Origin of the sequence: Bacillus sp. DWP3-1, from assembly GCF_049896565.1 — a bacterium.
Classification (GTDB): domain Bacteria; phylum Bacillota; class Bacilli; order Bacillales; family Bacillaceae; genus Bacillus.
On sequence record NZ_JAFCUN010000008.1, the window covers coordinates 194,998 to 208,048 of the forward strand.

Annotated in this window: 9 protein-coding genes; 7 read left to right on the forward strand and 2 right to left on the reverse strand. The window is 37.9% G+C overall.

Features of this window, described 5'->3' with window-relative positions; genetic code table 11:
- Nucleotides 1-11 precede the first annotated feature (11 nt).
- A complete protein-coding gene (locus ACP7A0_RS17505) occupies nt 12-782 on the reverse strand; it encodes a WecB/TagA/CpsF family glycosyltransferase (protein ID WP_307500354.1) in 771 nt (256 codons plus the stop codon).
- 371 nt (nt 783-1,153) lie between these two features.
- Here ACP7A0_RS17505 and tagD point away from each other — a divergent pair, with 371 nt between their 5' ends.
- The 6 genes from tagD to tagH all read left to right on the forward strand — a co-directional run bounded on the left by tagD (nt 1,154) and on the right by tagH (nt 10,590).
- Nucleotides 1,154-1,543, forward strand: coding sequence for a glycerol-3-phosphate cytidylyltransferase (gene tagD / locus ACP7A0_RS17510; protein WP_008343212.1), 390 nt, complete (start codon nt 1,154-1,156; stop codon nt 1,541-1,543).
- A 97-nt stretch (nt 1,544-1,640) separates the two neighbouring features.
- Nucleotides 1,641-3,107: an alpha-glucosyltransferase N-terminal domain-containing protein gene (locus tag ACP7A0_RS17515; RefSeq protein ID WP_375566428.1), complete on the forward strand. Its 1,467-nt coding sequence runs from the start codon at nt 1,641-1,643 to the stop codon at nt 3,105-3,107.
- Nucleotides 3,108-3,155: 48 nt separating this feature from the next.
- Nucleotides 3,156-5,417 carry a CDP-glycerol glycerophosphotransferase family protein gene (locus ACP7A0_RS17520; RefSeq protein ID WP_106030573.1) on the forward strand — a complete coding sequence of 754 codons (2,262 nt, stop codon included), beginning with the start codon at nt 3,156-3,158 and terminating at the stop codon, nt 5,415-5,417.
- Between the two features lie 182 nt (nt 5,418-5,599).
- Complete coding sequence (locus ACP7A0_RS17525) at nt 5,600-7,966, forward strand: CDP-glycerol glycerophosphotransferase family protein (RefSeq protein ID WP_095285718.1); 2,367 nt, start codon at nt 5,600-5,602, stop codon at nt 7,964-7,966.
- A 172-nt stretch (nt 7,967-8,138) separates the two neighbouring features.
- A complete protein-coding gene (locus ACP7A0_RS17530; RefSeq protein WP_060597419.1) occupies nt 8,139-8,966 on the forward strand; it encodes an ABC transporter permease in 828 nt (275 codons plus the stop codon).
- Between the two features lie 19 nt (nt 8,967-8,985).
- Nucleotides 8,986-10,590, forward strand: coding sequence for a teichoic acids export ABC transporter ATP-binding subunit TagH (tagH, locus tag ACP7A0_RS17535; protein WP_375566426.1), 1,605 nt, complete (start codon nt 8,986-8,988; stop codon nt 10,588-10,590).
- Nucleotides 10,591-10,616: 26 nt separating this feature from the next.
- On the opposite strand, the gene galU is transcribed toward tagH, so the two are convergent.
- Complete coding sequence (gene galU, locus ACP7A0_RS17540) at nt 10,617-11,498, reverse strand: UTP--glucose-1-phosphate uridylyltransferase GalU (RefSeq protein ID WP_034660174.1); 882 nt, start codon at nt 11,496-11,498, stop codon at nt 10,617-10,619.
- 269 nt (nt 11,499-11,767) lie between these two features.
- Here galU and wecB point away from each other — a divergent pair, with 269 nt between their 5' ends.
- Nucleotides 11,768-12,907 (forward strand): non-hydrolyzing UDP-N-acetylglucosamine 2-epimerase, encoded by a 1,140-nt coding sequence (wecB, locus tag ACP7A0_RS17545; RefSeq protein ID WP_106039017.1) that lies wholly within the window; start codon nt 11,768-11,770, stop codon nt 12,905-12,907.
- Nucleotides 12,908-13,051: the final 144 nt, after the last annotated feature.

Genomic DNA, 13,051 nt, shown 5'->3' on the forward strand with positions numbered 1-13,051 from the left:
TGGTCAGTCTCTCACAGCTGCTTCGTCTGATCCTTTACTTGCTCAGGATAGTAACGTTTTTTCCCTTTGTTTTCTTTCAATACGGCAAAAGCGTATTTAGGAATATTCAGCATTCGTTTCCATCTCCACGGATTCACAATCAGTCTGTACAGCCATTCTGTATTTGTCTTAATCATCCATCGTGGTGCACGCTTCACCGTTCCGCTAAATACATCAAAGCTTCCGCCTAAACCGATGCAAACAGCCTGCGGGAATAAATGACGGTATTCATAAATAAAGTTCTCCTGATTTGGATAACCTAAAGCAACGAACACCATATCTGCTTTCGAGCGGGCGATTTGCTTCGCTACGAAACGTTTATCGGCTTGATAGCCATCACAGCTGCCCGCGATGACCACATTTGGATATTCCGTATCAATTCGCTGTTTAACAGCCTCAAGCACTTCTTTTTTCGCTCCATATAAAAAGATACTTTTAGACTGCTTGTTTGCTAGATCAAGCATAGACATGAAGACATCAAAGCCAGCAATTCTTGACTTCAGCGGACTTTGTGTCAAACGTGACATCAAGACGACGCCTACACCATCCGGCAGAACATAATCCGCAGAAGAGACGACTTGATGGTACGTATGATCCTTCATAACAGCATAGCCAATCTCTGGATTGACAGTCGCAATCATGGCGCCTCTTCTTTGAGAAATATGATGGTGATTCATATAGCTGATAAATTCATCTAGGTCGCCGTTTACATAAGAAAGGTTAGAGACCACTTCTGTTTGCATTGTTTAGACCTCCTTTTTCATCTTGTTATCTATGAACGTTCATTGTAAATTCATTCTTCGTCTACTCATCATTTTATCACAGATGCTCCATGAAATATTAACAATAACTTTACAAACCTTTAAATTTCATGACATTTTCATCAATTCATATGAAGGATGCTGCGAGAAACATTGATTCTTCGGACTTTCTCTTCTGCGCCCAATAAATTGGAAATAGTTTGTCTTTACATCTGCTTAACGTTTGATGGGCGCTGTGATATAATGAGGTTCCGAAGAGCGAAAAAATACGAACGATGATAATAGGATTACGGATAAACATTACTGCATGAAAGCAGTTGAATAAGGAATGAAGAAAGGAGTTCATGTTTGCAATGAAGAAAGTTATTACTTACGGTACATTTGATTTATTACACTGGGGGCACATTAAGCTGCTCGAACGTGCAAAGCAGCTTGGAGATTACTTAGTGGTGGCCATTTCGACAGATGAGTTTAACTTACAAAAATCAAAAAAGGCTTATCATAGCTACGAGCATCGAAAGCTGATTCTTGAAACGATTCGTTATGTAGACGAAGTCATTCCAGAAAACAGCTGGGATCAAAAAGTCCGTGACGTGCAGGAGCACGATATTGATGTGTTTGTCATGGGAGATGACTGGGAAGGTAAATTCGATTTCTTAAAAGAGCATTGCGAAGTCGTGTACTTGAAGAGAACAGAAGGCATCTCGACAACACAAATTAAGGAAGAAATTGCTGGACTTTAATAGATCGAAAAAAAGTACTTCTTATCTTTTGGTGAGAAGTACTTTTTCATGTAAAATACAATGAGCAAGTTATCATTATTTTTAAGGAGAGCTTCCTTTGTTTCAAAATTGGATGAAGAAAAAAGTTGAACACACATTGGATCAACCTCAACAACATGAAACAATGACATCAGTTGACATGCCTGATATGGACTACTACTTTATCATGGGTGATGTACCAAAACAGGATGAGAGCTCAACGAAGTCTTTAAAAGCGAGATTAAAGCCATTGGCTGACAAACATAAACGTAATGCCATTTTAACTTTGAATTATGATGCAAATGTGAAAGAACATATTCATAGCATGGAGGAGACCTTTCTTCGCCAAGTTGACATCTTGAATGTATTTGAACACTATATTCTACCAGCAAGCGGAAGTAAAAGACGTTACTCGGAATTTATCATCGGTACATCATTTCATTCGATCAATGAAGCAGTGATGCCAGTAGATGAATCAATGATACAGGTGACGAGATATGAACTGCCTTCTTCCCCTATTTGTTATATTGATCAATATAATGAAGAGCAGCAATTAGTGAAGAGGGAAGAATACAATTGGCAGGGCGTTTTGTGCAGAGTACAAAGCTTTGTTCCTCATACAGGTGCTCTATACTTGGAGGAACTAATCAATGACGATGGCGGCATTTATATGGAGATCATCTACTCAGGAGATGCAAAAAAGAATCCAGTTCGGCATATTAATTGGTATAAAAAAACAGGAATTCAAACTTTTACAAAGAAAACGGATATAAAGCAACTATGGTTATCCAGTATTCAAACACAAAATGACCGTTTGAAACTAATGATCACAGAAGACCGGGATCAGGACCGCCACCTGTTTAAAATCGATCAGCCTGAAACAACGTATTACGCTGCATTTGTACATGACGCACATTATGAAGAAGATCCACATCAACTCTATTCTCATTACGGAGAATTATTTAAACAAATAAGAAAACAGCAAGTGGATGCCGTCTTCTTTGGAGATACTAAGCATAAGGTAGATGTTGAGAAGGTATTGGGAGAACAAACCTATTTTTATCTTGTGCCTTCTGATGAAATGTCTCTTTGGAATACAGCACTTCATCATATGCTCGAAAATCGTGAGCGAAAAGATGAACTGAGAAGGATCGTGGACCGTACGAAATGGGTTTTGCATGATCTAAGCTCTGAACATCATGTTCTTCATCTTCAGCTTGAGTTGAAGAACGAAATGAGCCATGCGGATCATGTGCAAATCGATTTCGCAGGATATGATCGAGGCAATGGAGCTGAAATCATATCTCAAACAATCGATGAAAACCATCAAGTCAGCTTTCCAATTGGTCATTTTCAAACAAAGAAAAACATTGAAACCAACCAAACAAAATACGTTGATTTTTACATTCGTTTTAAAACAGAAGAACTTCAAGAAGTTTTGCAGCGTCTAGAAGTAGAGGGAGAGCTGCTCACCAATAAACCATCGTCAATCGATGGGTGGTCGTATCAAACGAAACAAGGAAACTATTCTTGGAAAGTGAAATAACGTGACAACACAACGGTAAGATTTCTGAACAGAGGAGATTAACGATTAATGATTGAAGAGGGAATTCATAAGAAGAGTGTCGTTGAAGGGTTAAAAAATCATCATGAGAAACTAGAAATGCTTATTCGCATCGACGATGACATGCCATTAAAAGATAGAGAATTTTATTTGTTTATGAGGGAAAGGGTATCAAAACAAGAGCTTTTCCTTCCGCTTGTTCATCAAGAAGAGAATCTATTCAAGTTCGTATTGAGTGAATCATCGCTGCCGCTTGCATTAGAGCAGGGCCAGACATATAACCTGTATGTCACAGACTATCTAAGCGCAAACAAAGAAGAGGATGAAGACGAGCTTGAGGACTCAGCCTATGATTCTGATACAGAAGAAGAGGAAGACGAACTAAAAGAAACGGATAACGCCGAAGTAGAAGAGAAGACGCCATACTATAAACGCCGTTTAAAAATGGAAATAGACAAGCCAGAGCTGACTTTTTTAGAAAATAAAGATGCGATGCTGTATGTCATCCCGTATCGTACGGATAAAGGGAATGCATCGTTTAAAATCAAGCGTGAGCTAAAGGTTGTGAAATTCAATCATATCGAGCTCAACAAAGAATGTACGTTATCTTTAACTGGGTATGCAGGCGTTCTCAGTGCAGAGCATCCTTATGAGATCAAAGAAGTAAAGCTTCTATTGAAGAGAAATGGTGAAGAACCAATTGAACATCGTTTTCCGGTAAATATGACCCAAATAAAAGAAGAAGTGGTCAAATACCGTGATGATCAACAAGTACCACAGCTTTATCAATTTCTAGCAGAAGTTCCTTTGAAGGAATTGACATATTCGTTAAACAACCGCCTTGTATATCGCTTCTATCTTGAATTTATTTGTGATGTAGATGGAGTAGAGGAGACTTTAACGACCGCTTCTTTAGTGCTTGGAGATCGCTCGAACAAACTCAAAGGACTTGTTCAAATTCATAAACGAAACGATGTACCGATTCGATATGAGGTGTATCGAAAGAAAAAGAGACAAACGCTTGGCATTCGAATTAATGATTATACAATGAAAACACGAGCGAAGTACTACGTCAAAAGCAAGTGGAAGAAGTTCAAAAAGAAAATCGGTAAAATAAAAAAAGTCCGTAACCGCCTTGTGACAAGGACCTTCCAAACGACCTTTAAGATGGCGAGTAAGCTGTCTGTGAAAAAGAAAACGGTTGTTTTTGAAAGCTTTAATGGAAAACAATTCAGCTGTAATCCGCGTGGGATCTATGAGTATATGAAAGAAAATCATCCTGAATATACGTTGATCTGGAGTGTGAAAAAAGGGCATGAAGCACCGTTCAAGGAAAAGGACATCTACTATATCAACCGTCTATCATTGAAATGGATTTTTGCGATGGCAAGAGCCGAGTATTGGGTCGTCAACAGCCGTTTGCCGCTATGGATTCCAAAACCAGAGCATACAACATACTTGCAGACATGGCACGGTACGCCGTTAAAACGACTTGCGATGGATATGGACGAGGTGCATATGCCTGGAACAAACACGAAGAAATACAAAAAGAATTTCACGAAAGAAGCATCGAATTGGGACTATCTCATTTCTCCAAATGCTTACTCGACTGAAATCTTTACACGTGCATTCCAATTTCAAAAGACCATGATTGAGTCAGGATATCCGAGAAATGACTTCCTTCATAATCAAAACAATGAAGAAACGATGAGAGCACTCAAACAAAAAATGAACCTGCCGCTTGATAAAAAATTGATCTTATACGCACCGACATGGAGAGACGATCAATTTTATAAAAAAGGGCAGTACAAATTTGATTTAGACCTTGATCTGCATGAGCTAAGAGCAGCTATCGGAGACGAATATATCATCATTTTGCGTATGCACTATCTAGTCGCTGAAAACTTTGATTTAGGACCATATGAAGGCTTTGCCTATGACTTCTCTCATTACGAAGACATTAGAGACCTGTATATGATATCTGATCTGCTCATCACTGACTACTCATCTGTGTTCTTTGATTATGCAAACCTTAAACGTCCGATGCTGTTCTATGTACCAGACATCGAAACATATCGTGACAAGCTGAGAGGCTTCTACTTCGACTTTGAACAAGAAGCACCTGGACCTCTTGTAAAAGAGACAGCCAGCGTCATTGACTGGGTAAGAGAAACAGAACAGCCAACCTTTACACTACCGGCTTCATTCGCACCGTTTTATGAAAAATTCTGCTATCTAGAGAGCGGGGAGTCTTCGAAGCGTGTGGTGGAAGTAGTGTTTTCTGAAAAATAGTTTAAAAAGTACCGTTCTTCGCCTTTTGAACGGTACTTTTTTGTGTTTTTCATACCATTGTACACATATTTAAAAGTTATGGTAAAAATAAAAAAACATAGAAATTTAACATTAAACATGCTAAATTTAGATAAGATTATCCGGTAATGTAAATTTGCTGAAAATAATATAGAGGTGCTTCAATGTACAAACTTTATCATAATTTTTTAGAAATTCTTAATTTAGATGAACACAAGTTAGTTTTATATATTGATAACATAGAGAAATTGTGCACTTATGAATTTAAAGAGCTAAATGTAAATGAATCAAAGTGGATTTGCGAAATTAATGTAAAGGATCAGATGATTTTTGAATCCACAATAGACAATTCTAATGAAATGATCTATCTCTATGCTAAGGATCATAACTTATATATTGTCAAAGAAAGCTCAGACATGATCCAGCCAGATCAAGTACTTCCCATTGAAATTAATAATCAATTTGATGATATCTATGTCAAGCAGTTAGGGTTAGATCGCTATGGCTTATACAGCGGCGAAGAGGAACTGTTATTATTTTCAGGGCTGCTGAATGTAGATGAGATCAATCGGAATTATAAAATAGATTTGCCCATTAAAAAGGTAGGTAGACGATTTGTGGATATCTCCTTTATTAAATACAGTGCTTTCCACTTTGTTATTACCTATGATTGTCAGAATAAGGAACTAAATGTAAGGAAAATTTTGTTTGATGTGATGCAGGAACATAAAGATATTGAAGTGACTGTGAATAATCGTAATCAAATCAAAATTTTAAATAAAGTGACGGATCAAAAGAAAATCGTCAACTTTAGACTCGTTCCTAGATATCAGCCGCTTAAAGTTTTTGGTAAAGATACCTTGGAGCAGTTCAAAGATGACAATATTCTCAATATCTTGGTGATTAATAAACAAAGATATTACATCTATGTCAGAACGAATGGCGTTTACTTAGTAAGAGGAAACCCATATCTCGTTACAAAACATACGTCGAGATTACGCATCTTTAGTTTGTTTAATAGTTTTTATGTTTATGGAAGATTGACGCATTATGCGTATAATTCAGATCAAAAATATGAATATCTTTACATTAGAAATTCTGAGCACCAGCTGGCGAAATTTATAAGACCATTTAGGAAGATTAAATTCTTGAAAAGATACGGTTTCTTTAAAATTTCGTTAAATGATCTTGATTTAGACAGCAGAATCCACAATAACTTGTTCGTAGGAAATGATCACCGAATTATCCATAGTTTAAGGTTGAAAAAAAAGGATAAAAAGGTCAAAACATATATCACGAAAAAGAATGGGGACAAGCTTCAAGTACTAAGAACAAATCTATTTGGGAATGTGACATCGACCATTATTCCTTATTCACAGGAATATTCTTTATTTAGTAAAGTGAAAATAAAAATAGCGAGTATCCTATCATCATTCTATAAAGACAAAAATTATGGTGTGAATTTGTTTTTTGAGAAAAAGAGTGATAAAGCAGATGAATCAGCTATTAGAGTGTATAACTACGTACAAGACAATTGTCAAACAGGCTCAAAAAATTACTTTATTCTTAATAAGAAATCAAGCGCATATCCAGCATTGAAAGCGAAATATGGAAAGGGGATCATACCGAAATATAGTCTCAGACATTATTTAAGTATCTTTAATGCCAGTTATTTTATATCAAGTGAATTATCTAACCATGTTCTGAATGATAGATTATATATTGATCATCTCAGAGAGAGAATCATGAGTGTTCCACTCGTCTTTTTACAGCATGGAATTATGTTTGCTAAACCGGTTGATAATCCAATGGCCTTTGGATTCCATAAAGACAAGAACCAATATAATATTTATAAATCAGTCATCAGCTCTGAACTAGAGGCTGGTGAATTCTACAAAATGAAATATGATCGTGAGGATTTGATTTTGACAGGGCTAGCAACCTTTGATCATGCCAAATTAGTAGACGGTGCAGATAAGATCGCCTTTATGCCAACTTACCGATATTGGGAAGAGGGTCTTATTTATACGAATAGAATTGAAGAAACATCTTACTATAAAGTTCTGATCAAAATCATCAAAAGCTTTGAAGAAGCAGGTCTTCTTGATCGTCTGTTAATTGTACCGCATAACAAATTTTCGCAGTACGTTTATCAAAACCTGCCTCAGTATAAACATCTTATTTCTGATAACCCATCGGAAGCGCTAAAAGTGTCAAAAGTGTTTATCACTGATTATTCTTCTGCTATTTATGATGCACAATATAGAGGTGCCTATCCTATTTTTTATTGGGAAGAAAAAGATTACTTGATTAGACAGTATAAGGCGATTCCTCCTGTAAACGATGAAAATGCACCAGGACCGATAGCATATAATACACAAGAGCTGATTCGGATTGTTAAACATGCGATCGATCGTCAGTATGTTGTGGAAGATGAATATAAAGAAAAATATCTGAAAATCAACAGCTTTAACGATAATCAGAATACGAAAAGAATTACGGATTTCTTAAAAGAACATCAAATTATCTAATATGTTAGGACCCCCTGAATCAACGATTGAAAGGATTCAGGGGTTTTTTGTCTTCTAGTTTGACGTGCATGACTTTTGTTATAAGGTGAAATGTGCATCGTTATCTGTTACAATTATGAGCGGTGCTTTTTAAAAAAGTAATCCCAAAAACTTATATCTAAGGAAGATTAGAATGAACGCAATGTTGACGATATTAAAGGAGCAAATTAGCTCATTTCCGCTGATTATGCGACTTGCTGTTTATGAAACAAAATCAAAATATCAGATGAATTATTTAGGTGTTTTATGGCAGTTTTTAAATCCATTGATTCAAATGCTGGCTTACTGGTTTGTTTTTGGTCTGGGAATTCGCGGAGGACAGCCAATTGTCATTGGAGGGATGGAAGTTCCATTTATCATCTGGATGCTTGCCGGATTAATCCCTTGGTTCTTCATTAGTCCGACGATACTTGATGGATCAAACAGTGTGTTTAAACGCATTAATATGGTATCGAAAATGAACTTTCCGATTAGTGCGCTGCCGTCTGTAGTGATAATGTCCAACTTGTTCAGCTACTTTGTCATGATGGGTGTCTATCTGATTGTGCTCATTTCCTATGGCATATATCCTGATGCGCACTGGCTGCAATATATATACTATCTTATTTGTATGATCGCGTTTATGTTTTCGTTTAGTTTGTTTAATTCCACGATTAGCGTACTCGTGAGAGACTATCAATTTCTTTTACAATCAGTGACACGTTTACTTTTCTTTTTGCTGCCGATTTTTTGGAATATCTCAGAGAAGCTCACTGGAGACAAAGCTTGGATCGGGGATATATTAAGATTGAATCCTCTTTTCTACATTATTGATGGTTTTAGAAATAGCTTGTTAAAGGGAGAATGGTTCTTCCATGATGTGAAATATACGCTTTATTTTTGGCTGATCACGCTTCTTCTTTTAACAGTCGGTTCATTGCTTCATATGAAATTTAGGGATAAATTTGTCGATTTTCTTTAAAAAGTAAGGAGATTATACGATGAAACTAAAGGTTTCGTTTCGAAACGTATCCAAGCAATACGTCCTTTATAAAAAGCAGTCAGATAAGATTAAAGGTCTGTTTTTTCCTAATAAAAATGAAAAAGGTTTCTTTGCTGTTCGTGATGTGTCCTTTGATGTATATGAAGGCGAGACGATTGGTTTTGTAGGGATCAACGGATCTGGAAAATCAACGATGTCAAACCTTCTAGCGAAAATCATTCCACCGACAAGTGGTGAAATTGATATGGACGGACAGCCTTCGTTAATTGCCATTGCGGCAGGGCTGAACAACCAATTAAGCGGGAAAGACAACATTCGCCTCAAGTGCTTAATGATGGGGCTGACGAATAAAGAGATAGACGAGCTTTATGAAAAAATCGTAGAGTTTGCGGATATCGGGGACTTTATTGATCAGCCTGTGAAGAGCTACTCAAGCGGAATGAAATCACGTCTTGGCTTCGCCATTTCAGCGCATATCGATCCAGATATCTTGATTATTGATGAAGCATTGTCTGTTGGTGACCAAACCTTCTATCAAAAATGCGTGGATCGAATCACAGAATTCAAAGAACAAGGGAAGACGATCTTTTTTGTCAGCCATTCCATTAGCCAAATTCAAAAAATCTGTGACCGAGTGGCTTGGATGCATTATGGTGAGCTTCGTATGTTTGATGATACGAAGAAGGTCGTGAAAGAGTATAAGGAGTTTGTTGAATGGTTTAACAAGCTTTCTAAAAAAGAAAAAAAAGAATATCAATTGAAACACAAAGAAGGGCGTAAAGGCGTACAAAAAAAGACAGAAAAGGTGTCTCGATATGATGAGAACGGAAAACGACGTTCATTTTTTGGACCAGCCTTTCAAGTGACGATAATAGCTGTTTTAACTATTTTACTTGCCTTATCGATGTTTTCGGATCGCCCGCTTCGTACACTGGCGACGTTTGGCGCCATCCCATCAGATAAGACAGAATCGCTTCAGTCAAAGAACCCGCTATCGAAAGGGGCGCCTGATATGAAAAAGGTGGATCGACAGGCAATTGTCACGGCAGATCCACTCACGGTGTACAAAGATCAAGCCATGAAAAAGAAGGCAGATGTCACTTTGCCATTTGGGCAAGAAGTACAAGCTGTCGCTGAAAATAAACAAATCGTTCAAATCAAAACAGCATCAGAGACGTATTTTGTCAAAGCTGATGGGCTTCAACATGCAGAAGAATTAAAGTCATTATCCATTGGACCAGGTCAGTTCAATTCCTATGTATCGCCCGCATCTGCAGGCTCGTATGAGTATTTACTTTCTTTCCTTGGAAAAGAAGAATCTGTGCTTAAGCAAAGAATGCAAACGCTGAGCTCGATCAAAAGTAATCAAGGCGGAATGATTGAACGATTGACCACAGAGAAAGCCGACTATGTCATTCAAAATGGTCAAGCGAATACGATGGTATTCCGTGAGATCATGTCAATCTCTCCTTCAACACTTGGGCTGACAGAACAGAACGTTTGGATGAATGAGAAACAAACGAAATTCGCAGTGAAGGGCGAAAACAACTTGTTTGTCATTGATAATGAACAGCATACACTGACGATTTCAGTGATCAAATAAAAAGCTGCCGATCCCGGCAGCTTTTTTTAATTCACTTCTTCTTTTTCGAGAAGCTGTTTCATAAATGGAATGAGTTTCTTTTTTAGATCCTCATCTTGAAGGGCGAACTCTAGAGTCGTCTCGATGAAGCCTTGCTTTTCACCGACATCGTATCGTTTTCCTTCGAAATCATAGGCGAATACGCGCTGAATGTCATTCAGCTTTTGGATGGCATCTGTCAGTTGAATTTCTCCGCCTGCACCAATTTCTTGCTGATCAAGGTACATAAAGATCTCTGGCGTGAAAATGTAGCGTCCTAAGATGGCTAGATTGGATGGTGCTGTTCCCTGCGGCGGCTTTTCAACAAAGTTTTTCACTTGGTAGCGGCGTCCTTCTTGTGTAAGAGGATCAATGATCCCGTAGCGATGTGTATCGCTGTCTGCCACCTGCTGAACACCGATCACAGATGAAAGAGTCTTTTCGTATTCATCCATCAGCTGGCGAAGTCCGGGTGTTTCGGCTTGAACAATATCATCACCTAATAAAACGGCGAAAGGTTCATCACCGATAAAGTTGCGTGCGCACCAAACGGCGTGTCCAAGTCCTTTAGGTTCCTTTTGACGTATGTAATGAATGTCAGCAATGTTAGAGGATTTTCTCACCTTTTCTAAAAGCTCGCTCTTTCCTTTTTCCTCCAGGTTGCGCTCTAGCTCTGGTGCAAAATCAAAATGATCCTCAATGGCTCTTTTTCCTTTTCCAGTGACGATAATAATGTCTTCAATTCCTGATTCAACAGCTTCTTCAATAATATATTGAATGGTTGGTTTATCAACGATTGGCAGCATTTCTTTAGGCATAGCTTTTGTTGCAGGGAGGAAACGTGTCCCAAGACCTGCAGCTGGGATAATGGCTTTACGTACTTTTTTCAATGAACTTTGCACCTTCCTTACATAGATAACCGATTTAATCATTCAATGTTTGTTCTTGGTCGTCTGTTTAAAGTGTAACTTACAAATCATAGGAAAGACAAATGATTTCACTAAAATGAATTTTAGATAATTCATATTTTATATGTTAAATGTAAAGGAAAGAGAAATTTAACGTTAATTCAATGTAAATTTCTTTTTTTATATCATTAAATTTATCCTCCAAATTGTGTATAATTGAAAGTACTATACTAGGAAAGAGGATTAAACAAGTGAAAAAACTAAATGTAATGACTATTTTCGGTACTAGACCTGAAGCGATCAAAATGGCACCACTTGTCCTTGAATTAAATAAACATCCACAGATAAATTCAATTGTCACTGTAACAGCCCAGCATAGAGAAATGCTTGATCAAGTTCTTGAGGCTTTTTCGATTACGCCAGATCATGATTTAAACATCATGAAGCAGCGCCAGACATTATCTGAAATCACATCAAATGCACTGTTAAAGCTAGATCAATTATTCCAAGAAGAAAAACCTGATATTGTCCTTGTCCATGGGGATACTACAACAACCTTTGCAGGAAGCTTGGCAGCATTTTATCACCAAATTTCAGTCGGTCACGTCGAAGCTGGATTGAGAACACACAATAAATATTCGCCTTTCCCAGAGGAATTGAACCGTCAAATGACAGGCACTATTGCCGATATTCATTTTGCACCTACAGACGAAGCGAAGCAGAATCTTTTAATTGAAAATAAAAAAGAAGAGACCATTTGTGTGACAGGGAATACAGCGATTGACGCCCTGCAAACAACGGTTACTGAGCACTATCAGCACCCTATTTTAGAGAAAATAGGCACGGATAAAATGATCTTGTTAACGGCCCATCGCAGAGAGAATCTCGGACAGCCGATGAAAAACATGTTTAGAGCCATTAGACGTGTTGTAGAAGAGTTTGAAGATGTTCAGGTCGTTTATCCTGTTCACTTAAACCCTGCTGTACGTGATGCAGCTCAGACAGAATTTAGCGGTCTCGATCGGGTACACTTAATTGAACCGCTTGAAGTCGTTGATTTCCATAACTTTGCTGCCGCTTCGCACTTTATCTTAACGGATTCTGGCGGTGTACAAGAGGAGGCGCCTTCTCTAGGGAAGCCAGTATTAGTGCTGCGTGATACAACAGAACGTCCAGAAGGCGTGAAAGCCGGCACGCTTAAGCTTGCAGGTACAGATGAAGAGACCATTTACAAAATGGCAAAAGAGCTGCTAGTAGATCAGGAAGAGTATGACAATATGTCGAAGGCGTCTAACCCTTATGGTGACGGACAAGCCTCGAGACGAATTGTCGAAGAGCTCCTCCATCGATTTGGATTAAGTGAAGAAAAACCTGCCCCATTCAAATCATAAAAAAAGAAGACTACAGTCATGTAGTCTTCAGGCTGTCGAGAAAATCTCGACAGCTTTATTTTTTCCCTTAAACTTTCCATCTCCTCATTTTATAATAGAGAAAAGCATACTAAAGGAAGGTGTTTTTCTCATGTTCCACACTAG